22 protein-coding genes and 1 riboswitch are annotated in these 23,281 nt (G+C 55.7%); of the genes, 6 read left to right on the plus strand and 16 right to left on the minus strand.

The window, feature by feature from the left end; genetic code table 11:
* Positions 1–92: 92 nt before the first annotated feature.
* Both KUV52_RS03185 and KUV52_RS03190 read left to right on the plus strand, forming a co-directional pair.
* Positions 93–1,193 (plus strand): hypothetical protein, encoded by a 1,101-nt coding sequence (locus tag KUV52_RS03185; RefSeq protein ID WP_222524470.1) that lies wholly within the window; start codon positions 93–95, stop codon positions 1,191–1,193.
* Between the two features lie 117 nt (positions 1,194–1,310).
* Positions 1,311–2,378, plus strand: a complete 1,068-nt coding sequence (locus KUV52_RS03190; protein ID WP_222524471.1) for a hypothetical protein — start codon at positions 1,311–1,313, stop codon at positions 2,376–2,378.
* Between the two features lie 96 nt (positions 2,379–2,474).
* On the opposite strand, the gene KUV52_RS03195 is transcribed toward KUV52_RS03190, so the two are convergent.
* The 3 genes from KUV52_RS03195 to KUV52_RS03205 form a co-directional block, all read right to left on the minus strand.
* The gene (locus KUV52_RS03195) at positions 2,475–4,367 is read right to left on the minus strand and encodes a TonB-dependent receptor domain-containing protein (protein WP_222524472.1); all 1,893 of its coding nucleotides are present in this window, start codon (positions 4,365–4,367) and stop codon (positions 2,475–2,477) included.
* Between the two features lie 20 nt (positions 4,368–4,387).
* A riboswitch (cobalamin riboswitch) is annotated at positions 4,388–4,517 on the minus strand.
* Between the two features lie 7 nt (positions 4,518–4,524).
* The gene (locus KUV52_RS03200; RefSeq protein WP_222524473.1) at positions 4,525–5,067 is read right to left on the minus strand and encodes an ATP--cob(I)alamin adenosyltransferase; all 543 of its coding nucleotides are present in this window, start codon (positions 5,065–5,067) and stop codon (positions 4,525–4,527) included.
* Positions 5,067–5,576, minus strand: coding sequence for a DUF6580 family putative transport protein (locus tag KUV52_RS03205; RefSeq protein ID WP_222524474.1), 510 nt, complete (start codon positions 5,574–5,576; stop codon positions 5,067–5,069). Before KUV52_RS03205 ends, KUV52_RS03200 begins: the two co-directional genes overlap by 1 nt.
* 151 nt (positions 5,577–5,727) lie before the next feature.
* Between KUV52_RS03205 and KUV52_RS03210 the strand changes: the two genes are divergently transcribed.
* The gene (locus KUV52_RS03210; protein WP_222524475.1) at positions 5,728–6,069 is read left to right on the plus strand and encodes a 5-carboxymethyl-2-hydroxymuconate Delta-isomerase; all 342 of its coding nucleotides are present in this window, start codon (positions 5,728–5,730) and stop codon (positions 6,067–6,069) included.
* An 85-nt stretch (positions 6,070–6,154) separates the two neighbouring features.
* Entirely contained in the window at positions 6,155–6,781 is a 627-nt protein-coding gene (locus KUV52_RS03215; protein WP_222524476.1) for a YceH family protein, read from the plus strand.
* A gap of 6 nt (positions 6,782–6,787) precedes the next feature.
* On the opposite strand, the gene KUV52_RS03220 is transcribed toward KUV52_RS03215, so the two are convergent.
* The 4 genes from KUV52_RS03220 to cobO form a co-directional block, all read right to left on the minus strand.
* On the minus strand, positions 6,788–7,015 hold the full coding sequence (locus KUV52_RS03220) for a hypothetical protein (RefSeq protein ID WP_222524477.1): 228 nt from the start codon (positions 7,013–7,015) through the stop codon (positions 6,788–6,790).
* A 185-nt stretch (positions 7,016–7,200) separates the two neighbouring features.
* The gene (locus KUV52_RS03225) at positions 7,201–8,532 is read right to left on the minus strand and encodes an MATE family efflux transporter (RefSeq protein WP_222524478.1); all 1,332 of its coding nucleotides are present in this window, start codon (positions 8,530–8,532) and stop codon (positions 7,201–7,203) included.
* An 80-nt stretch (positions 8,533–8,612) separates the two neighbouring features.
* Positions 8,613–9,023, minus strand: coding sequence for a MarR family winged helix-turn-helix transcriptional regulator (locus tag KUV52_RS03230; protein WP_222524479.1), 411 nt, complete (start codon positions 9,021–9,023; stop codon positions 8,613–8,615).
* Positions 9,024–9,064: 41 nt separating this feature from the next.
* Positions 9,065–9,664, minus strand: a complete 600-nt coding sequence (gene cobO, locus KUV52_RS03235) for a cob(I)yrinic acid a,c-diamide adenosyltransferase (protein WP_222524480.1) — start codon at positions 9,662–9,664, stop codon at positions 9,065–9,067.
* Positions 9,665–9,748: 84 nt separating this feature from the next.
* Here cobO and KUV52_RS03240 point away from each other — a divergent pair, with 84 nt between their 5' ends.
* Positions 9,749–10,543, plus strand: a complete 795-nt coding sequence (locus tag KUV52_RS03240) for an ABC transporter permease (RefSeq protein WP_222524481.1) — start codon at positions 9,749–9,751, stop codon at positions 10,541–10,543.
* Between the two features lie 543 nt (positions 10,544–11,086).
* On the opposite strand, the gene KUV52_RS03245 is transcribed toward KUV52_RS03240, so the two are convergent.
* The 3 genes from KUV52_RS03245 to KUV52_RS03255 form a co-directional block, all read right to left on the minus strand.
* Complete coding sequence (locus KUV52_RS03245) at positions 11,087–12,229, minus strand: permease (protein ID WP_222524482.1); 1,143 nt, start codon at positions 12,227–12,229, stop codon at positions 11,087–11,089.
* Positions 12,230–12,294: 65 nt separating this feature from the next.
* The gene (locus tag KUV52_RS03250; protein ID WP_222524483.1) at positions 12,295–12,582 is read right to left on the minus strand and encodes an ArsR/SmtB family transcription factor; all 288 of its coding nucleotides are present in this window, start codon (positions 12,580–12,582) and stop codon (positions 12,295–12,297) included.
* A 314-nt stretch (positions 12,583–12,896) separates the two neighbouring features.
* Positions 12,897–13,316, minus strand: a complete 420-nt coding sequence (locus tag KUV52_RS03255; RefSeq protein ID WP_222524484.1) for a HEAT repeat domain-containing protein — start codon at positions 13,314–13,316, stop codon at positions 12,897–12,899.
* 258 nt (positions 13,317–13,574) lie between these two features.
* Here KUV52_RS03255 and KUV52_RS03260 point away from each other — a divergent pair, with 258 nt between their 5' ends.
* Positions 13,575–14,024, plus strand: coding sequence for a hypothetical protein (locus tag KUV52_RS03260; protein ID WP_222524485.1), 450 nt, complete (start codon positions 13,575–13,577; stop codon positions 14,022–14,024).
* A gap of 83 nt (positions 14,025–14,107) precedes the next feature.
* On the opposite strand, the gene KUV52_RS03265 is transcribed toward KUV52_RS03260, so the two are convergent.
* From KUV52_RS03265 to KUV52_RS03290, 6 genes are all read right to left on the minus strand, one after another.
* Positions 14,108–15,193 (minus strand): DUF5694 domain-containing protein, encoded by a 1,086-nt coding sequence (locus tag KUV52_RS03265; protein WP_261389837.1) that lies wholly within the window; start codon positions 15,191–15,193, stop codon positions 14,108–14,110.
* A gap of 405 nt (positions 15,194–15,598) precedes the next feature.
* Positions 15,599–15,760 carry a hypothetical protein gene (locus KUV52_RS03270; protein ID WP_222524486.1) on the minus strand — a complete coding sequence of 54 codons (162 nt, stop codon included), beginning with the start codon at positions 15,758–15,760 and terminating at the stop codon, positions 15,599–15,601.
* A 399-nt stretch (positions 15,761–16,159) separates the two neighbouring features.
* Entirely contained in the window at positions 16,160–18,718 is a 2,559-nt protein-coding gene (locus KUV52_RS03275) for a MinD/ParA family protein (protein ID WP_222524487.1), read from the minus strand.
* Positions 18,718–19,146: a hypothetical protein gene (locus KUV52_RS03280; RefSeq protein ID WP_222524488.1), complete on the minus strand. Its 429-nt coding sequence runs from the start codon at positions 19,144–19,146 to the stop codon at positions 18,718–18,720. The genes KUV52_RS03275 and KUV52_RS03280 overlap by 1 nt, the downstream gene beginning before the upstream one ends.
* A gap of 550 nt (positions 19,147–19,696) precedes the next feature.
* Entirely contained in the window at positions 19,697–21,535 is a 1,839-nt protein-coding gene (locus KUV52_RS03285) for a multiheme c-type cytochrome (protein WP_222524489.1), read from the minus strand.
* A 190-nt stretch (positions 21,536–21,725) separates the two neighbouring features.
* The gene (locus KUV52_RS03290) at positions 21,726–23,183 is read right to left on the minus strand and encodes an alpha/beta hydrolase (RefSeq protein WP_261389838.1); all 1,458 of its coding nucleotides are present in this window, start codon (positions 23,181–23,183) and stop codon (positions 21,726–21,728) included.
* Between the last annotated feature and the right edge of the window lie 98 nt (positions 23,184–23,281).

Genomic DNA, 23,281 nt, shown 5'->3' on the forward strand with positions numbered 1-23,281 from the left:
TTTGAGCATCCTGCGGATTGGCTCATGACGCCTTGAACTTGTTCCGTATCAGCTTGAGGGTAAACCTATTTCCAGGGCTCTGGAGCGATGCATTGAAGCCAATATTTACCCAGTACCGCTCAACCAATCTGTCGCTGTTGATGGTCGCGATTCTGACCCCCCTTTTCTGCTGGCCAGTTTCGTTTTCCGCCCCCCTTCTGCAATCCCTGGGCATCCCCCGATATCTGGACATCGATTGTCGCCTGTGGAGCGAGTTTTACGGACTGGCTCAAGTCGCCATGTTGCTGGGATTTGTCCTGATGATGCCAATACTCCGCCTCATCACTGCCCCCGCCAAGATACTGCAGGTTGGCCTGATGATATTGGCTGCGGGTCAGCTTGGTGGTCTGGTTGCCCCGGCCCCCGGTCTTGTGGTTTCAGGGTTTGGCTCGGGGCTGGGACTGGGGGCCCTTTACTTGTTGTTGATGGAGAGTAGCCACCAGAACCCTTTAAGAATGGCCGCTTGGTTGGCCTTTATGGGGGCCATCTGCCTTGCTCTCGCACCACTGATGACTCCAATTCTCGGGTTCACACAGTACCTGTTTTCCCCGTCACAGAACGCCATGCACGCCACCACCAAAGCGCTCTCCCTGTTGGCGATTCCGCTGACATTGACGCTGGCCATGATCGGCCACCTGCGGCTTTATCCCCTGCGGCAAACACCAAGCTATGTGGAAGACAGGTTCAACTTGGTGGCGCTTATCCTGCCCCTGATTGGTCTGTCCCTGCTGCCCGCATTGCCAGAGCTGAACTGGCAACCGGACAGCGTCCCCCAGGCCGTTCGTACCAATATCCAAACGGTCGCCACCTCACTGGTTACGTTTGGCTTAGCCGCCCTGATGTGGCACAAGCGGCAGGTTGGCCACTGGGGGTTAGTGGCTGGTGTTCTTGTTGCCCTTATCCTGCTTTTCAGCCAGTTGTCCCCCTATGCACTGTTCAGCCTGAGCGGCATGGTGGCGCTGCTGCTGAACGCCAGCCTGCTCTGGATTCATGCGCTGCTGCTTGGCCTCTGCCTTTCCGCTCTGCCCTATCGCTGCCGTGCCGCCGGGTTAGTGGTGGTGATGATGGCCCCAAAGCTCGCCATGCTGCTGTGGCATTGGTGTCATGACCCGGCTCTGAACTGGCAGGAGATACTGACCATACTGGCCCTATAACGACCTGACGAGCCTGCCCTCATAAACAGAGAGTGACTCCCAGCTTACGTGTACTGGGTTGATTTAAAATCCGTTTCCGGTGAAGTTGCCGGAGCTGTTCAAGCAAGGATTGCTGTCATGGAAAACACACGGAAACTCTCCCCCACTCAGGGACTGCGCCACAATTTTGCCGCATTGCTGTTTCTTTGCACGCTGGTGGTGGGGTGGCTGGCCACGCTCCCCTCCAATCTGCTGATGTTCATTCCCAACGGGCCCCCCGATGTGGATGAGGTCCTTTACTGGCACTGGTTAAGTAAAGGGGCACGGGTCGCGGGTTTTGCCCTGCTGATGCCCGTGGTCGCAACCTTTTTTCATGCATCAGGAGCATTGCTTCTGGCGCTTCTTCTTATGGCCAGCGGCGCCGCACTGGCGCTGATTGAGCCCACCTTCGGCGTTTCTCTCGCCGCCCTGGGCAGTGGCGTTGCCACCGGAGCGCTCGCCCTGTTGGCCGTTGAGCAAACGGCCCGTCACCCGTTAAAGCTGGCCGCCCTGATGGGGCTGATGGCAATCAGCCAACTACTGGGAGCCAGCATCGGTGGTGTGGTGGTTGCCGTAAACTGGCACAGTGCACTGGTGATCCCACTCATTTTGGCCACCCTGCTGCTCTGGCTAAGCCGCAACCTCTCCCCCTCCCCCAAAGCCAGGGGCTCTGACCGGATCGCCTGGCTTGGTATGCTCTGGCCGATATTGGCGCTGTTGGCCTTTTGGCAGTTGCCGGAGCTGGAAGTACTGCCCCCCGAAACGCTCGAAAACCCCGCACTTCAGATGGCGCTTTCAGAGCCTCATACCTGGGTGATGGCGCCGCTGATGCTGATGATGGTCGCCTTGTGGTGGCGCGCCAGTCGTCCCTGGCCTTTTGTGGTGCTTGCTGGTCTGGTGGTGATTGCCACCCTCTATTTCAGCAATCAAGCGCCCACGCCCCTGTTTGAGCCTTCTGCGCTGCTGGTGGTTCTGCTGAGTGGCAGCGGGATGTGGATTGGCGTGCTGCTGAAGTCGCTCAGCTTGAGTCACCTTCCCAAACGCCACAGCGCATTCTGGCTGGTGGGCCTCCTGATGCTACCCAAACTGGCGTTGCTGCTCTGGGCCCTGGCGCTGTCACCGGACCTGCCTTGGCAGGGAATTGTGGGGGTGCTTTCACTGGGCTAATGGGCCCGTTTGGGAATGACCTGGCTGCGCGCTAAAACAGAGAAACGCAGACAATAAACAAGGGCGCCGCTGGGCGCCCTTTTTCTGTTGTCACGGTTACAGACGGTACTGGACCTGACCGTAAACGCTGCGCTCCTGTCCGGGGTAGCTGCCACCGGAGAAGGTGTCGGCGATGGTCAGGTAGTCTTCGTCCAACAGGTTCTCCACCCGCAGGCGCACCACCAGAGCCTCGGTCAGTTGGTAGCTGGCCGCCAGGTTCACCAGGAAGTAGGGATCCAGTTTGACGGTGTTGGCAGAATCCCCCCAGCGGCTGCCACGGTAAAGCAGGTTGGCGCTGAGGTTGAGCGCCTCCCAGTCGGTGTTCAGGTTCCACTTGGCGTTATGGCGGGCGCTGGCCACCAGCTCATTGCCGGTGGTGCGGTCCTCACTGTCGCGCCAGCCGTAGCTGAGCTCATGACGCACCGGGCCGGTATCAAAGGCCGCTTCCGCCTCAATCCCGTCGATCACCGCTTCACCGATGTTCACCGGACGGTAGCTGGCGATGTCGAACTGGATCAGGTCCTTGGCGTCCTGACGGTACCAGCCCAGGCGCCAGTCGATGCGGGAGACCGCCCCCTCCAGTGCCAGCTCATAAAGCTCGGCGGTTTCCGGTTTCAGTTCCGGGTTGCCGGAGCCGGGGAAGTAGAGGTCGTAGAAGCTGGGAGCACGGAAGGCGGTACCTACACTGGCCACCAGCGCCACTGACTGGGTTGCCGCAACCCGCCCTCCCACCTGCCAGGTGTTGTGACGGCCATACTGCTCGTTGTCGTCGGTACGCACGGAGGCTTCAAACTGACTGCCCCCCTCCTCAACTCGCAGCAGTGCATAAGCACCGGTGTTATCGCGGCTCAGGGTGCCATCCGCAAAGGGCGCCGCCTGTCCGGTGTTCCAGTCCAGGAAGGTGGAGTCGCCACGAAGCTGTTCATCGCGCCAGTCCACACCGGCCCCGATGCTGATGGCATCGGTCAGCACCACCCGATTCACCCAGGCCAGGTTGTACTGACGCAGGTGGGAGTAGTCCGGTGAGTTCTGGTAGCTCAGAGTATCGACAAAGTCGTAGCTCTCGCTGTCGCTGTACTGGGCCTGCAGCTGGCTCAGCCAGCGTTCGCCCTGATAGCGGGCCTCAAACTGATAATCGATGTTGTCGAAGCGATTCTCTTTGCGCTCACGCACATCCGGCATGCCCCAGTCCGGGTTGCCCAGGCTGGAGTTGTCGTACTGGCTCTCATTCTGGTACCAGCGGGCGGCACCATAGAGACTCAAGCGCTCGGTCAGGGCGCGATCATAGGAGAGCAGTGCGCTCTTGCCGGTAAAGCCATGCTTGTCGCCATCATTGACGCCGGGGACCGGGTGGACGTTGTAGCCCTCCTGGTCTTCGTAGGCCAGCACCGCCTTCAGGGTGCCGCCCGCCAACTGGCTTTGATGGCGAACGCTGGCTTCCAGCTGCTCAAAGCTGCCCGCACCGGCGGAGAGCGTGGTGCCGTCAGTTCCGCTGCGGGTGATGATATTGATGACCCCACCAACCGCATCAGAGCCGTACACCGACGCCCGGGCGCCTCGGATAAACTCGATGCGCTCAATCTGCGCCACCGGGAAGTTGTTGATGTTCAGCGGGCCGATGGCACCGGTGGTGGTACGCATGCCATCGATCAGTACGAGGCTCTGGGAACTGGTCGCCCCCCGCACGGTAACGGTGGCGCTCTGGCCCCGGCCGCCATACTGGTTCACATCAACATTGGGCAGGATGCGCAGCAGGTCAGTCAGGCTTTTGGCCTGAATGGCGTCGATGGTGGCCCGATCGATCACGGTCACCGGCGCCAGCACCGAGTCGGAGGGTTGCGCCAGACGATCGCCGGTCACCACCAGAGTTTCATCCACTTCGGTGGCGTGCGCAGAAAAGAGAAACGGGGCCGCAGCAAACAGCGCCGCGGATACAACGGAGTAGTTCATTTTGAAGTCCTAGTTCGCGTAGGGTTACGCGGACCGGGGGAGATCGGGCTTAAGGCCTTGGCCTATTACCGTTGCGCGCCAGCTCCGGATTCTCACCGGATTCATCCCTAGGTCCGCAGGCTTTCCATATCCCCGCCCTAAATGAGCGGGGTGCCCTTCAGTAGCTTTTGCTCTCGAAGGGGATCTCCTCCTGCCCAAGGTGCTGTTTCAGTCGCACCGTCAGACAGAAGAAATAGTTGGTCAGCAGGTTGGCAAGGCGCAGCAGGCGGTCATGAACCACCAGCCCGGCCTCTTCACATCGCACCAGCTGACGAATGCTTTTTTTGGCCCCGCTTCGACACAGATGAAGCGCCATCACCGCCGGCGAACCGGTGGGCAGCACAAAGCCGCTGACGGCGCCGAAGTCGTTGTGGTGATCGTAACGGGCTTTGAGCCAGTCCAGGTCGGCCTCCTCCACCGCCAAACGGCCACGTACCGAGCCATTGAGGTGGTAGACCAGCGCCTGAACCCGGTGCAGCTCCGGTTTGAGTTCCGCCAGCAGCGCAGGCTCCGACGCCAGCTCCTGCTCCAACAGGGACAGGGCATAGCCCACGGAGGAGCAGAGCTCGTCGGTCTGCACCTCAAAGTCGGTGCTGGGGCCGGTTTCAAAGATAAAGGGGTAGCACAGCTCCCGTTTATCGCTGCTCAACCGGCGTGGCATCAGCGCTGAGCCAGAGCCGGAATACGGCGGCTCAGCAGGGCATAGCCGCCAAACAGCAGGGCACTGAACAGCCAGGTGCTGGCCAGGTCGTTCTGCAGGAACGGCAGACCCATGATCCAGCACTGCACCAGCCCTTCCCAGGTGTGGGGATAGAAGTTGGTGACGGCCCACATGCCGGTGTTGGTCACAAAGAAGAACTGCAGGCTGCTGGCTACGCCCGCCAGAGCGACGGTGCCGACACTGCGCTTATGACGCAGCAACATGCCGATGCCAGCGGTGATCGCCATGGACAGATACACAAACAGCATGGTTTCGTGCAGGCCGATCAGCAGATCGCCGAGCAGCATCGCCACCAGCGGCACAATCAGCGCCATGCGTTTGCTGTCGAACATGGCGCCCGCAAACAGACCCATGGCTGCAACCGGCGTGAAATTAAAGGGATGGGGAAGCACCCGATACAGGGCACACAATGCGATCATGGCCAGTACGGCGATGAGCTTGGTTTTCATCTTTCTCTCCAAGGGGCGGTGACACTGGGGTACACTCCAAGGCGCTTAGGATAGCCCGTGCCGCCCTTAACTTCCAGAGTTAGACGGCTAGAAATCTATAGGGCTATTCAGTGAATTATCTGGTTAAGGGCTTGACCCATAAGGAACTGCAATGCCGCACCTGGTTCTGGAATACAACGAATACCTGCTAAATGACGATGCGCTGCCGGGGGTGCTTGAGCAGCTGCACAACAGCGCTCTGGCCAGTGGTGAATTCAGTGGCGGTAACATCAAGGTTCGGGCTGTGCCGGTTCGTTACGCTCTGGTTGGCGGTGAGTCCGCTCCCTTTGCTCATCTGACCGTGGCGATTCTGCCCGGCCGCGACGACACCACCAAGAACGCCCTGGCGGAGCGTCTGCTCACCACCCTTCATAATGCACTGCCTCCGGTGGCCGCCGCCTCCGTCGAAGTGCGCGAGCTGAATCATTACCGAAAATGGGCATCCGCTGACTGACTGCGCAAAACCTAGGCGCCCCGGGCTTGCCCGGGGCCGGGGCTGAGGCAATACTGGCTGCAATGCTGTCTCAAGGAGTCCCGCCATGGAGATGAATCTCAGCCTCAACGAAGCCCGGGTGATTGGTTGCCTACTGGAAAAGGAAACCACCACGCCGGATCTCTACCCCCTCACCCTCAACGCCCTCAAAGGCGCCTGCAATCAGAAAAGCAACCGCGAGCCGGTTCTCTCCCTCTCTGACAAAGAGGTGCTCGACACTCTGGAAGAGCTCAAAGCCAAACGTCTGATCAATGAAGATGGCGGTGCCCGGGCCAGTAAATACAAACACCGTTTCTGCAATACCGCCTTTGGCGGCCTGCAACTCTCCGAGCAGGAGCGCGGCCTGGTGTGCGTACTGCTGCTGCGCGGCCCACAAACCCCGGGAGAGCTGCGCTCCCGTACCGGGCGCCTGTGTGAATTTGCGGACGTGAAAGCCACCGAAGCGGTGCTGCAGAAGATGGCGGAGAAGGGCCTTGTGGTGCAACTGCCTCGGGAAGCGGGTCGTCGCGAAAGCCGTTACGCCCATCTGTTCAGCGGCGAAGTGGCAACCGTGACCACCGCCGATATGGTGGCGGACGACAAAGCCAGAATCGAAGCGCTGGAACACCAGATCAAAGTGCTGACACTGGAGAACGAGCGGCTGCGGGCCGAATTGGCCCGCGCTCAGAGTTGACCCACTTCAGTGGGCTAAAACCAGGTGGCGGTGTCCATGAGGACGCTGCCGCCCATAAGCCCGGTTGGTGCGTCGATTGACGCGCTTCCGGGTTGGCAAACGATACGCTATCAACACCAAGCCCTGTCCTAACCCCGCCAAAGCAAAGGTTAACCAGGGCACCTTCAGCCACATCGCCAAAGGCAGGCTGGCTACCATCAGCCCCTGCCCCAAACGATACCCTACCCGAGACATGAGACACTCCCGGCCGTCGCCTGTGACGCCAACCTATCGAGACTGGTTCACCGTACGCAAATTGCCATCTGTGCCGGTAAGCGGATGTGTCTGCCTGCGCCGTGGGTAAACGGTGAATTCCCGTTAAGGTCCGCAAAGTTGGCGACCTTATTCCTTTGGGACCAAAGGGGGGCTGACACGCCCGGTTACGCTTTGGCGAAGCGCCGCCACTCACGCCACAGCAGGGTGCCCGCCACCAGCGTCAGCGCGATGTTGGAGATCGGCAGCGCCAGCCAGACCCCATCCAGCCCCAGCCAGTGAGGCAGCAGCAACAGGAAGGGCAGCTGAATCCCCATATTGGCCAGGCTGATGCCGGTGGCTTTGCCACTGGCTCCGAAAGACTGGAAGATCACCCCGACGCAGAAGATAAAGCCATCCAGGTAGAGGGCGAGCAGATGAAGCTTAAGCCCGTGCTCAGTGGCGGCAATCAGATGGGTGTCCACATTGTTGAAGATGTGGATCACCGGCGTGGAGAAGGCGTTGAGCAAGCCCAGCGCGACCACTCCGCTGCCAACCGCCACCAGCAACATGCGCCGGATGTAGCGCTTCATCAACGCATACTCCCCCGCCCCGTAGTGGAAACTGATCAAGGGCTGAGTCCCGGTGGCCACCCCCTCCGCAAACAGCAGGTAAACCGCCAACAGGTAGCTGACAATGGCGTAGGCCCCCACCACAGTGGCATCGCCATAGTGCAGGAACAGGGCGTTATGCAGACCGATAACCACGCTGTAGTAGCCATACATCAGCAGGCTGGAGAAGCCGATGGCGCAGCTGCGCCAGGCGTCGTAGGGGCGCAGTTTCAGATCGGCCAGGGTCAGGCGGGTCTGCGCCCTGGCGGAGAAAAAGTGGGCAATGCCGAGTATGGTCACCAGCAGCTGCGCCAGTGAGGTGGCCAGTGCGGCCCCGGTCAGCCCCCAGTCCAGCTCGACGATAAACACCCAGTCCAGCAGGATGTTGGTCACCGCCCCCACCACAATCAACTGGGTGGCGCGGCTCGGGGCCTCGTCATTACGCAGCATAAAGGGCAGCGCCATACTGCCCAGCGCCACCGGCGCGGCCACCAGCAACACCTGCAGGTAATCCCTGGCCAGGGCGAGCACCTCCCCTTCGGCGTTTTGCAGCGCCAGCGCCGGTTCATTCAGCAGCCACAACAGCGCGGTGGCGCCAAACGCCATCAGCACCATCAGCACCAGGCCATTGCCCAGCTGAGCCCGCGCCCGTGCCAGCTTGCCTTCGCCGCGAGAAAGGGTACTCAGTGCCCCGGCACCCACGCCCACCATCATGCCCAGACCATACAGCACGCCGGCGATGGGCCAGGCGACATTAATTGCCGCCAGACCATCCGCGCCGATATGGCGGCCGATGAAGATCCCATCCACCACCTGGTAGAGGCCGCTGACCAACATGGCCGCCACCGTTGGCAGCACGTAGCGCCAGAACTGACGGTTCACCGCCTGACGACTCAACGACACTGACATCCGCACCTCATTTAATTAGAAAAGCTAACTATTGGCTTAAAGGAGCCCATTACCCGATAAAACTCATTACCCGAAAACGCTCAGTCCCGCTCCACCATCCGAGCCAACAGGTTGGCCAGAGCGCGCTGCTCCTGATCGTCAAGCCGCCCCAATCGTTCATCGAGCAGTTGACGGTAGAGGTCGCGATCCTGAGCCAGCATGGTCTGGCCCGCTTCGGTCAACTGCAGCAGCACGGCGCGGGCATCCGCGTCACAGCGTTTCCGGCTCACCAGCCCCTTGCGCTCCAGCCGTTGGCACATGGTGCTGGCGCTGGGCTTGGCCACCCGCATCATCTCCGCCAGATCAGAGAGGCGCAGGCAGGCTGCCTCCTCCAGTGTCTGGAGGTAGTCGTACTCGGTGTAACTGAGGCTCAGGCCACTGGGATCCCCCACCTCACGCCAGCGGCGGGTGATGTAGCGCTCCAGGGCCATCAAAGATTGATCGATACGCATGGGAGGGAATTTTATTAGCCTTACTAACTAAATGCCAGCCTCTACCAGTCCAGCCCCTGCTGGGCTTTGATGCCCGCGTCAAAAGCGTGCTTAACCGGCGCGATCTCTGAAACCGTATCCGCCAGTTCCACCAGACGGCGGTGACAGTTGCGCCCGGTGATCACCACATGCTGATGCGGCGGGCGCTTCTGGATCGCCTCTACCACGACATCCACCTCCAGGTAGTGCAGGCTCAGCATGTAGGTCAGCTCATCCAACAGCACCAGATCGATGGCGGGGTTTGCCAGATCCTTCGCTACCTCTGCCCATACGGCTTCCGCGGCGCGGGTGTCCCCTTCCCGGTCCTGGGTGTCCCAGGTAAAGCCGGTTTTCATCACGTGAAAAGGCACGCCCAGGCGCTCCAGCACATTGCGCTCACCGCAGGGCCACTCCCCCTTGATAAACTGGGCCACGGCGCAGTGAAGGCCATGACCCACCGCACGCAGTACGGTGCCGAACCCGGCCGTCGATTTGCCTTTGCCATTGCCGGTAAGCACCAGCACAATGCCGCGCTCTGTCCGGGCCTCCGCGACCTTGGCATCCACGGCCGCTTTCAGGCGCTGCTGACGAGCCTTATGTTTTTCGCTGTCCCTTTCGCTCATGACAGACTCCTTGCTGATCCCACTGAAACTTCTTGACCGGGTTCGATATACTGGGGCCTATCCCATTTCTCGTCCAGGCTTCCGATGAACCCAATCATCGACATCCCCTGGTGGCAACTGGCCATCTTCGCCTCCATTCTGACGGTTCCGCTGTGGCTCAATCACCACTTCCGGTTGGGCCAGGGGCGCGACACTCTGGTGGCGTTCACCCGCATGACCGCCCAACTGGCGCTGGTTGGGGTTTACCTCAAGTTTGTTTTCACCCATGACAGCCTGCTGCTCAACCTCACCTGGCTGGCGGTAATGACTCTGGTGGGCACCAGCGCCATTCTGGGCAACAGCAAGTTGCGCCATCGTCTGTTGGTGACTCCGGTCCTCGTGGGCATGGTGCTGGGCCTGCTGCCCGTGCTGGGTCTGCTGCTGTTGGGCCTGCTGCAACCCGCCCCCTGGTACAGCGCGCAGTATCTGATCCCCCTTGCAGGAATGCTGCTGGGCAACACCATGACCGGCAATGTGATCGCCCTGCAGCGCTACTTTGGCGCACTGAAAAGCGACTTTGCCCAATACGAGGGGGCGCTGGCGCTGGGGTGCACCCCGCAATACGCCACCCGTCCCTTTGTGCAGCAGGCGATCCAGCAGGCGCAGGCACCGCTGCTGGCCAACATCACCGCCACCGGATTGGTGACCCTGCCGGGGATGATGACGGGCCAGATCCTCGCGGGCACCGACCCCCACATCGCCATCAAGTACCAGTTGGTGATCATGATCGCCATCTACGTCATGCTCAGCCTCTCCGTCACCCTGACCCTGCTGCTCACTCAGCGCTCTGTGCTCGCGCCCACCGGACAGGTTCTGGTGCCGCTGCCCCAGGAGAAGTAAGAGGCCACGCCGTAGCGTGGGCTTATAGCCCACGGAACAGACTCCCTTCCGAGCACCCGTGGGCAGAATGCCCACGCTACAAGGCGGCCGCTCGTGCCATTCCCAAGCAATTTCGCCATAGCATTTAGCCGTAGCGTGGGCTTATAGCCCACGGAACAGACTCCCTTCCGAGCACCCGTGGGCAGAATGCCCACGCTACGAGGCGGCCGCTCGTGCCAATCCCAAGCGATTTCGCCATAGCATTTAACCGTAGCGTGGGTGTAGCGTGGGCTTATAGCCCACGGAACAGACTCCCTTCCGAACACCCGTGGGCAGAATGCCCACGCTACGAGGCGGCCGCTCGTGCCATTCCCAAGCGATTTCGCCATAGCATTTAACCGTAGCGTGGGTGTAGCGTGGGCTTATAGCCCACGGAACAGACTCCCTTCCGAGCACCCGTGGGCAGAATGCCCACGCTACGAGGCGGCCGGATCCACCAACTCGCCAGCCCGAATGCATAAAAAAACGCCCCCGGATATCCAGGGGCGTTTCGGTATAGAGCGCTTAAGCCACCAGGTTGAAGATCAAACCCCCACCGATCGCCATCACCAGAATGGTCGCCACAAAGGCCATCAACAGAGGCCAGCGGAACAGGCGCTTCAGCATAATCAGCTCCGGGATACTGGCACCGCCAGAACCGATGGTCAGAGCCATCACCGCGCCCAGGCTGACGCCTTTGGCAACCAGCGAACCCACCAGGGGCAGCAGCGCTTCCACCCGGATATAGAGCGGGATACCGATAACCGCCGCCACCGGAATGGCCCACGGGTTGTCGGCACCCGCCACATTGGCAAAGAACTCACTCGGCACAAAGCCGTGAACCAGCGCACCAATAGCCATCGCCAGCGCCATATAGGGCAGCATGCTGCGATACAACGCCAGCCCTTCCCGGCCCGCTTTAGGCCAGTCGATCCTGGTCTTGGCAGGCTTTTGAGTCACCGGAACCGGCTCAGCAGCACCACAACACCCTTCGGCGGCCACCGGTGTCATACGCTGGAATACCGGCGCAACAGGCTCACTGGCACAGCAACTTTCGGCTTTGGCTTCCGCTTTCGGAGCACAGCAACTTTCCGCCGTGGCTTCCGCTTTCGGAGCACAGCAGCTCTCTTCAGCAGCGTCAGCCGGCGCGGCTTTGGTGCTGTCACAGCAGCTGCTCTGGGCGGCCGGATCTTTCAGCAACTCCGACTTGATGTACCGCTCAAAGCCCAGGGCTTGCAACACCATGCCCGCCACAATGGCGACGGTCAGGGCCAGCAGGGCGTAGATCAACGTGACCTTAACGCCGAATACCGGCAGGAACAGGGCGATCACCAGCGGATTCAACAGCGGCGAGGTGATCAGGAAGGTCATGGTCGGGCCAAAACCGGCGCGGGCCTTAAGCAAACCGATCAGCATCGGGATGGTGGAGCAACTGCAGAACGGCGTCAGTCCCCCAAGGCCCGCTGCCATAAAGTAACCACGGCCACCTCGCCCACCCAGCAAAGCCTGCACCTTCTCCTTGGGCAGCTTCTGGTTGATCACCCCGACCAGCGAGCTGATCACCAGAAACAGGATGGAGATCTCCGCCATCAGGTAGACGAACATATAGAGCGCGGAGAGCAGTTGGTCGCTGAACGATCCGCTCTGAGTCAGAAAATCGGGATTCACAACATCCACCTTTCTAATATTATCGAAATATTGAAGAGACGTGTCCCAACAGACACCTCTCCCGTTTACAGGGTGCAGCACTCGGCGGTCAGAAACGCCATCAGCTCATCCAGGGATTCCATACGGGCTTTGCAGTAGAGGGTACGGCCATCGCGGATCTGCTCCACCAGACCCGCCGCCACCAGGCGACTGATGTGATGCGAGAGAGTGGAACCGGGGATGTCCAGGTGGGATTGGATCTCCCCCACACTCAACCCCTGACGGTTACCACGCACCAGCAAACGGAAGATCGCCAGACGGGTCTCATGCCCCAGCTCGGACAACCGCTTTACTGCCAAATCATCACCGATCATGTGCCGTTCCTCATTTCACCGTTGAGGATAATTCTATGATTATCGAAATGTCAGTCAAGTGGTTTTTGTAAATCGCTGATTAGTATGAGGGCCCGGGGTCAGTTTTTGGATGCCTTCGGCATGAAGGGGCTGGTGGGGCGCAAAGATAACCGCCGCATTGGCGGCAGCAACCAGAGAGGCTTCTCTCCTTGCCTCCCTGCAGTTTGCGCTACGCATAAGCCCTCGAAGTCGTCGAAAGAGCAAGTGGCCGATTCAACTTTGAAGGGCTGGAGTCGTCACTGAGCGGCAGTTGAGGTACATATACGGCAATGCTTTTAGCATCCGATCTCATTTCTTGTCAGGGCTTCGAGTTTCTCAGAAGCGCTTTCCCTGACGAATTCGCAAGAGTCTTTGATTAATACTCTCAGAACCTTTTCAGTGACTTTTCCGTTGTTTGCTAGCGCATGCCTTACAGACTCACTTTTGTCTTTTGCTAAAGACAGCATCAATAATTCTGGGATTTTCCTTTTTCTGGCTACCATGCCTCGCACGTTCGAATCATCGTGCAGAGCCAATTCTTGAAGTATTTCAACTGGCGCCGTTTTATTCTGTGCCACCCAAAAAGACAATTCTGGATATTTCTCTAAAACAGCTTCCCATACTTCCACCGGGGCTTCTTCATGAGCAGCGCGCGTATACTCCTCAACCACATTGCTTTCTCTAAGCCTTTTGAACTCTTCTGCTGACTCAATCATATGTCACCCTAACTTTGGGCTTGTGTCGTCTGTAGCAGACTAACTGGACATTCACATTAGCACTACTGGAAGGAAAGCCAGAAGCGGCACCAAGTCTCCGCTTACTCTTAAGGTGGGTGTCCAGTGATACGCAATCTCTTGCCACTCTGTTCTGGTTTGATGGGGAATCGCTTGGGGCGGGGATGGCGCTATGGTACAAGTGCAGGCTGTGTTTCAGGCTGTTGACCGGCCTTACGGTACTCACTGAAGAACAAGCGAATGACCATCGAAGAACAACAGAAATATTTCAGCCTTGCCGCGCGGCACTATCGTCTGGCGCGTCTCTATGCGAAGTCGCAGATTGGCGCCAGCAAAACCTTTGACCGCCTCTGTTGGGCGGGTTTCATTCTCGGTGGCGTAGCAACGGTCTATTCCGGCCGAACCGACCTGTGGATGATGATTCTGGTCTGCGCCATTTTCGTTATTGCCGTCCATCTGGCTACGGCGCTATTCCGGCGCGTCCTCTCACACCACATGCGCCCTCTTTATGACGAGATCCATGTGGGCTACAGACTGGCGCACGACGAGGGCTGGCAGGCCGGGATGGACGGTTCCCCTGTTGAGACCTGCCCATATGCCAAAGAGAAAGTGGAACAGGCCGGTTTCGCCAAACAATGGATGGATGGGCACCGCCGCGCGCTCGCACGCTTAGGAGAATCCTCGGTATAAGCCCGACTCAACGGCAGCGTTGGCGTGTGGTTTTTGCGGATTGAAAAAAGGCGCCTCGGGGCGCCCTTTTTTTCATGCAAAGTTCAGCGGCTTTCTGAGTCTTCCACCAACGGATTAAACTGCACCAGCTCGACACCAATCATATTGGCGAGGTAGCGCTCCAGAAACACTTTGTGGCTGCCGCCGACCACCACCATCACCCTGCCGCCAATATGTTCGGCAATCACCCGGTTGATGTTGGAGGCCATATTGAGGTTTCGGATCTCCCACAGCGCCATTCGCGCCATCGCGGGAGCGGGGTCCAGATCCTTATCCACAAACAGCGACCACTCCTGGCTGAGTACCTCGGCGTTATAGTCTTCACTGTTCATCCACTGAAACAGCGGCAGCCAGTTCCCGGATTCCAGCGCTTGCGCCTTCAGTCGTTCCGGCTTTTTCACGTATTCGCTGTTCGCGAACTGTTTCGCGGCTTCCGAGCGCTGGTAGGAGTCCATCAGTTGGCTGACCACTTCGGGGTAGAGGTCTTTATCCAGATGGTCATCAATCGGGTACAACTGGTTCAGTCCCAATGTTCTGGCCAGTTCGGCGGCAATCAGGCTGGTTTCATTGTTCTGACCCGCTTTCTCGCTCAGGTACTGGGCGACAGCCTGAGGCAGCGTATCTCTGGCCTTATCCCCGTCCAGGTAATCCCAATGCAGCAGGGCGGTGGGGAGGTTATAACCGGCGATGGCGGTTCGGATGACGGTCACCCGTTGCGACGATGAGGTGATGTCGGCCTTAAGCAGAGAGCGCAACCGGGCGATCGCCTCTTGTGGGCTAAGGTTCAGGGCCTGTTGCTCGGCCTGAGCCAGCGCGATAAACGTGCTTCCGACAAACTGGTCCAGTACCGGCTGGTAGTCACTGGCGTTCTGCGTCATAAACACGATATCGGCAGGTCGCAGAGATTCAACGGCGATGGCCGTAGGGCCGTATTGCGCAAGAATTTGCAGTACCGGCGACAGCGATTCCGGCGCGATCTCCTCTTTAATCGTCTTGAGATGAGCACTGCCAAACACCATCACCTGAGTTTTTAGCTGGCGTTTCTCCTGCAAAGACTGCAGTTCAGCCCCTGCCAATGCACCACCGCACAAGAGCATGCCGGCAGCCAATATAAGCGTCTTAAGTTTCAATGTTCATCCCTTAACAGCGTGATGATCTCCCTGTGGCCACATCCTGCAGCCACCGCATTCGGCAATGAAGATACCGATACAGAAGTCACTCAACAACCCCGGTTGCCGGGGGCCGGTTCGCCTATAAGTGGTCGCTGACTCTAAGGTCGGTGTCCAGTTAAGAGGATGGCGGTTAGGGGCGGGCTTCGTCGCTTATTAGCCACCGGCTCTTAAGGTCAGTATCTAATGACTTTCGCCCTAATTCCCATGGTTTCCGTGGGCCACAGGCCCACGCTACGGTAAACGCCGCCGCTTCGATTCAGAGTGCGAAACCGGCCGTAGCGTGCGCCTGTGGCGCACGAACTGAACAGGAGAATGGCAGCGTTCGCACCGAAGCAGCCGTAAGCTCCTAAGGTGGGTGTCCAGTTAAACCGTTAACAGCGATTCCGGCGCGATCTCCTCTTTAATCGTCTTGAGGTGAGCGCTGCCAAACACCATCACCTGGGTTTTCAGCTGGCGTTTCTCCTGCAAAGACTGCAGTTCAGCCCCTGCCAATGCACCACCGCACAAGAGCATTCCGGCAGCCATTAAGTTTCAATGTTCATCCCTTAACAGCGTGATGATCTCCCTGTGGCCACATCCTGCAGCCACCGCATTCGGCAATGAAGATACCGATACAGAGGCGGCTCAATAATCTCTGATTGCCGAGACCTGCTTTGGTAGCCTATATCGTAGCGTGCGTTTTAGCGCACGAAATACGCGAAACTCTCCAAACCAAAAAACAACAAAGGCGCCCATTGGGGCGCCTTTATTGATACTAAGAGCATTATTGCTGGATATGGTACCGATTTTCACCACTTGGATAGACAGATATAATCATATTAACCGGAATCCAATAAGTCACAAATAATTTAATACACCGCCCACCACATTTAACTCATACCAAAAATACAAAAAATACAAAAAATCAGAGTCAAATTTTAAGTGTTATCTCTTAAACTTCATCTTCAAAGCAGACTTATAAAGTCCACCCGCCCTCCACATCCCAGGGTATTTTGGACGATCTTCAAAAATACCCATGCTTTTCATTTTAACCAATGCGTTCTTAATTACCTGAGATTCGCTACCATGTGACATGTTATTATGAATTTCTTTTGATAACTCATTAGGATCAAATGGCGTTGTTTTTCCAGCCAATTCATTAATAAGGCTGTTTACAAAGTCCTTAGCCTTATCGTGGCTCTCACCATAGTCGATGACATATGCAAGTTCCTGCTCAACCTCTTTAATAAATTTCTTAGACGCATCGGCATGTGATTCAATGATAACCGAATGGGACAGCCTCTCATCAACAATAGTTGTCTCAAACGAGTCTTGAATTCTTTTTTCAATGTTATCAAGGAAGGTTTCAAATAAGCGCGGATAGAATGACGATGTTGAGTCACTTGCTCCAGCTGCATCCGAGAAATAAGAAGAAAAGAATGTCAACGTAAGAATATTACTTCTCCTCAATTTATTTGGGAAAATTTTAAGAAGAATTTTCTTACATTCATCAATACTCAATCCAGCTTCTCTTATCCTACCAATATTATTCTTAATGTCATCTGTAGCATTCTTAAAGTGTCTTGCAAAGATATCCCTAGCATAGATCCTAGACAAAAGGAAATTAAGAATACTCTTTTCATCCCACTTTAGCTCAAGGCTTCTGCCAGATATCTGCTGTTCAATATTTTGTTTAGAATTAGATAAGAGAAGATCCGTTCTTATAAATAGCCTTACAGATACGTACCGCTTTATATCATTATCCGTTTCAACCATATTCATGAACCTCAATAGAGATTCAACAAACAAATTTGTTTTTGATGAATCAACAGCAGTCTCCACACCGTCAATATAAAAACTCTTTTTAGCCCCGGAATACGACCCAATTAGAAATCTTTTAAAACCATAACTTGATGAAAAATCGTCAGAATATACACCTGATTTTATATTTTCCTTTAGTGATGAAATGGCATCCTTTTCTATTTTTCCATTACTAATCATGCCAATGGTTAGTAAAGCCCACCAAAACTTATCGTTATCATTATCAACCAAGTCCATGAGCTCATGAAACTCTGAAGAAGGTGCACTTATGCCCATATCATTATCAGTACTAGAAAGTAGAGCTATACCATTATCTCTTCGACACAGCTCAGCAAAGAGCCGTGTTTTACCAGTGCCTTTCCTTCCATGAATATAATTAAACGGCGAATCTAGTCGGAACGATTGCGTGACCATACTGGTTTCAATAAACAGACCACTGTCTAATGCACCACTAAGCGACAACTCTTGTTCATCAATAACAAACTGATTGATACTTCCCTCAATAGCAGTATCGATTCCCAGAAGTAGGCGAAACTTACTAATGGAATTTCGATTGTCTACATGTAGGTCTTCAGGGTCAGGACAAGATTTAGAAAAGAATGCTCTATCATGATACCAATTAATCCAGTACTGATTTAGTATTTCTTCATTAAGAAGTTCTTCTTCATCATCACTTGATATTTGGTCAGCTAAAGTAGATAACAATTCGTCTATTTCATTTCCATGCTTTGAAATGACTGAGCTTTCACTATCTTCAGGATCAAGCGAAAAATTAACATAACAACCAGGATAATCCTTATTATATGAAAACAAAACGTCATAAATTGACCTTGCGCTTAAAGAAAGCCCATCCATCCTTATATTAATAACTGAGCTTCCAGGCCATTTTGATATGATTGGAATAACAGAAGAAGAAAGTCCAGTTCGATGATCAAACAAAACAACATTATATTTGTCATCGGTTTCACAGTAGTCCCTCAGAACTTTAATACCATCAACAATCACATTGGGGTTAATTGCGACCTTGCTTGTGAATGCAGCAAAGTCCAGATCATAGTCAACCGGTGATGGTCGACAAGAAATCACGTCAACCTTTCCGTCAGTCGATATCGGCGTGAATGCTCTAAGCGGTTCGATCTGGTCGCTCCAGCCACAAACCCCCATCAATGTATTTGCAAGAGTACTAGCTTCAATTCCAAACATAGTGTCTGAAGAGGGAGCTTCAATGTCTGAATCGACAACTAATACTTTATATCCATCTTTGGCAATAGACTTAGCCAAAACTGATAAGAAGCTAGACCTTGCTTGACCACCTTTATAACCGTAAAAATGTATAGCTCTAACTTTACTCTGACTATCAAGAGTAAATGTGTCCTGCTTCCTATAACGATTTGATAGTGCCGAAACCCAATGGGAAGACATGCTGACATCAGGAATAAATGAAAATCTAGATAGCCTATCTTGTTTAGTAATACATTCAATTCCTAACGATTTTACTGACATCGCCTCATGTATAACATTTAAATCCACATTAGATTTTGCAGATAATATATTTAATTTTAAATCTTCATCCTGCAAATAAAACTCATCAGACAAGACAAATAGATACATCTTTGGATGCAGATAACCCAATTCGATATCAAAAGCCTTCCCAATATTATCTATGAGATCTTTTAAGTTCATTATACACCTAATAACTTTGACAATTGAAACTCTAGGGCTTTAGCTTTAATAAGCACATCTGTTAACTGTGAATCAGAAGTTCCCGTTCCCCAATCAGATATATGCCGAATATATCTCATATGAGGATAGCTTCTAATTGGAACCGTGGTGGGCTGACCATCTAATCCATGACATATCATTTTTGATATACTGTGCTCTAGATCAGCATTGTAAGTATTCACTGTAGCATCTGGCAAATTTGGGTTGGAGGTACTACCCAGTTGTCCAATTAACAACCCTATGTTGTGACCATTAGCCGTTGTCCCTTGATTTATCAACTCGGTTTTAAGGAGAAGCTCAATATGAACAATTGTATTATAAGCCTCGCGCAAAGTAGTACTAGAAGTACATTTTCCAGAGAACGACTTAATATTATAATTAAAAGACAAAGAAATCCCTTACATCATCCAATAAATACAGTTACAACAATACAAAGAAATCTAAAATATGCCTTCTTTAATAGTAGTGGAACAGAACTTGTTAGCAGTCACTAACTTTGGAGCGCCCAAGAAATGACAGATAACAATTTAATATTATTTCATACGAGCGAGCTCCGCCCCTATCGCTTGATGAGACAGTTTCTAAGAAGAGAGCCATAGTAATCTGACAAAGTTATCAGACTTACAAATAAACGCAAAGGAGAAATGCTGTTCATGACCTTTAGCGTCGTCATACTCATAATGAGAAAAAGCTAAGTGATGGATAGCAACACCAAATGGCTAGAAAGTCATTCTTCCTACAAAGGCAGCTTCATCGATAATTGGTGAGAGTAAATTTACTTACAGCCATTTCACGTGCCACATTCAACGCTGTACCCAGTCAAGCTTGTCTCAGCTCGTAGTGTGCCCACTGATTACCGCGGTATCACGCGGTCAACCAAGACAAAAAAGCGCCCCATCGGGCGCCTTTGCATTTACCAACCAGTTAAAGCGCTAAGACTTACTCCTCCAGCATCTTACGCAGTACCGCGTTGTGGGTGGCGTCGTCCGGTGCTTTGCCGTCCTGGGACATCTCGTCACTACCGTGACAGGCCAGGCAGCTGCCGACGCGGCGAACCTTGTCCAGCTCCTCCTTATTGAACGGACGGGCACCCTTATGGTTGGTGGCCTGCAGGGCGTTGCCCTCTTCGTCCACAAAGCGTTCCAGCTCGAACGGCACCGGGGCTTCGCCATCGGGGAAGTTGGCGTTCATGTCGTAAACGCCGCTGCCCAGACCCCACACTTTCGGGTTGGTGTGGCACTCTTCGCAGGTGCGGGCCTGCTTGGTGGTGGTGTGAGCAAACACCGGGTTATGGGCCAGACCACTGGTGCCATCTTTGGTGGTGTAGGTGTGGTTGTTCAGGATCGCCTCTTCACCGTTCACCTGGGTCAGAATCACCTGACAACCCGGAATAAAGGTGGATACCTTGCCACGGGAGTTCACACCCAGGGCGGGCATCTCCCAACGGACGTAGGAGCGGCTCTCCTGCCAGCTGAAGGCGTTCGCTTCGCGATTGCCCTTGTCGCTGGTCTGACTTGGATCGTCACTGTTGCCCATCAGCCAATCACCACTGGGCTTGCTGATGTCCTGTTTGGCGTGGCAGCCGTAGCACTGCGGTGCCCAGGCGGTGTGGCAGGCGTGACACTCCAGCTTCTCCATATGAGCCGGGATCTGCACCATCGCAGCCTTACCCTCGGCAGAGAGTTCGGCGCCCGCCAGTTGCGGCACTTCCAGCACCTTGCCATCGGCCTTGGTGGTCAGGGTGACGCGGTCACCGTCCCGCGCCATGTGCTCCATGGGGTTGCCGCGGAGGGTTTTCAGCGTTGCCGGGCTTTCATTGGTGCCGTGGCAGGTTTCACACCGGATCTCTACCGCTTCGTGCTTCTTCTCATAGAGGTAGCCGTCGCCGTGCATCTCATCCTTGGTGTGGCAGTCGATGCAGGAGAGGCCAGCATCAAAGTGCAGGTCCGCCTGCAGGAAGTTGTAGTGCTTACCGTGCAGTTTGCCCTGCTTGCCACCCTCGGCGGTAAACGGAGTGCCATATCCATCAGACTCCATCATCCCTTTGTAGCTGGTGCCGGTGCGGGCGCCCCGGTTGTGGCAGTGCTGGCACTGGTCCACGCCCGGGGTGCGGGTCATACGGTGGAAGCGCGGGCGGTCTTTCTGCGCCTTGTCGATGGCGGCGTCGCCCCCTTCATAGGTGCCGACATTGGAGTATTCCACGTGACAGGCGGCACAACCGGACGCGCGGTAGTCGCCATCCCGCTGATGGCCGTCGCTCCAGATGTGGCAACGCAGGCATTGGTTACGCAGGTAGTCGTCACCGATGGAGTTGGTATCGGATTCCGGCTTGGTGGGGTCATAACTGGGGATCTGCTTCAGCTCGGCCACCGTGCCGGGAGGCAGATCATCGTGCAGCGCTTTGACGTCGTAAGTGGCGTAGATGGCGTCTTTGCCCTGTGCGCCGAAGTCATAACGGGTGCCGGAGATCACCCCTGCCATGGTGGCGTGGATGGAGGTCTTGGCTTTATCCACCTCGTCGGAGTGGCAACTGCCACAGGTTTCATCAACAACACGAAGGTCCGTGGGGTTGGCCCACATCCCCTGGTGCGCCGCCAGCTCCGTCGCGTCCGGGTTGCCCTGGTGGCAGTCGGTGCAGCTCAGGTCTGCCATCTCGGCCACATCCGAAAATTGCTCAATGCCCTGATGGCAGGTCAGGCATCCCTTATCCGCGTCCCATGCCCCATAAACGGGAAGCGCCAGGCCGAACAGTACTATCCATAAGTGTCGGTTTTTCATCGTTATCCCTGCAGTGTTGCGGAGGAGAAAAGCCCCTCCAATCCCCTACAGGTTCACACCAACAATTTCGCAACACTTTGACCAGGATCATTAGCCTCACTAACGATAAGGTCTCTCTTTCCAGTCAGTTCAAATGTCTGATCTGGTTCAAATTTCAGGCTTTGTGATGAGGTTTTATGAAAGTTTTTGGCTACCGATTTTTGACTAGCATTCGCTCTACCCACTGGTCCAGCCTGGCTTCCAGATAGGGGTAGAAGGGGTTCCATTTCTGACGGAGCAGTTCGTCCGAGGGGATCGCCAACATGCCCCGCTCTCCCCGCACCGCCCGGCCGCCAAGATGGATATGCGCGCGCTGCCGGTCCCGGTGCGGCCCGAGGAGTGGATCCGCCTCCGGGATGGTCAGTGACACGTGTGACAGGGAGTGGACTTCCCGGGGCCAGGCGATCCCAAGTGGCACTGCCTCGCCGCTCTGGATCTCCCGCGCCTGCACCTCCGGTTGTCCCGGACCGATGTTCTCCACAATAGTGGTTCTGAAGCGGGTCTGGCTGGCATCCAGAAACAGGGTGTAATCCTCAATGGGGTCCTGAGTCAGCAGTCGGTAGTCGAGCCAGGTGCGGTTGATGTCAAACAGCACCAGCTCATCCTCTGGTTTGCCGAGAGTGAGATAGAGGGACTCAAAGAGAGCCTGGGTATCCACCGTCTCATCGATCACCGAGTTGAAGGTGAGAATCGGCGGCATGGTGGCGATCTGCTCCGGCGAGAGGGGCTTAATCAGCGCCTGGTTGGCCTGAATCAGCTGATACACCACATCACCGGCATTCACCGCAAAGGAGCCGTATTTAAAGGGGTGGTACTCCAGCGCCAGACTTTCCCAGGCCAGTTTTTCCAGTCCCAGCCACTGGCCAAAGCGGTTCTGCCACCAGGCACCCTGGGCGATGGGATCCAGGCCCATCGCAGGCGAGAGAAACACCATGGCATCGTATTGCGGGGCCTGGCCCTGAGCCAGCCTCGACAGGGTGTGATTCAACCCCAGCGCTGCGCCGGTGGAGAAACCCACCAGCATCAGCGGCTTATCCCCCACCTGTTTCGCCAGATAGTCCGAGGCCAGTCGGGTAGCGGATTGCAGGTCCTGCCACTCCAGGGTGGTCAGCATGGAGGGCACGGTGCCGTGTCCGGGCAGACGCAGGGCCACCACATGCGCCCGCTCGGCGAAGTGACGGGCCAGATGGGTCATGTAGTAGGGGGAGTCGGACATGCCGTGGATCAGCAGCACCCCGAATTCGGCATCCGCGTTGGGCCACTCAAAGCTGCGGTTCCAATTGGGATCCCACTGTGAGGGGTCGGAAAGGCTGCCGTGGAAGTAGCGGTTGAAGGGCTCAACCGGCAGGGTTTCGGTGCGTCGATAGACCCGCCGCTCCAGCTCATCAAAGAGGATATTTTCCTGGGCCAGGTAGCGCTCAAAGCTGTCGATGCCGTCGTCGTGGCGAAACTCCTGCTTCAGCACCGTGGTGTGCCAAAGGGAGAGGTCCGGCTTGCTGTTGAGCCACATGATCCCGGCGGCCAACGCCGCTACCGTCGTACCCAAACTGCCGTAGATCAGCGCCAGTCCCAGATGTTTGCTGACGCCAATCACCTTGCGACGCACCATAACCACCACCATAAATCCCGATAGGAATGAGCAGTTTAGCCCGTCGATTCCAAGGCCGTAAGGGATTTTTCCCCAACCGGATTTCGAAGCTGGTCTTT

This window comes from Ferrimonas balearica (genome assembly GCF_019802055.1).
Classification (GTDB): domain Bacteria; phylum Pseudomonadota; class Gammaproteobacteria; order Enterobacterales; family Shewanellaceae; genus Ferrimonas; species Ferrimonas balearica_A.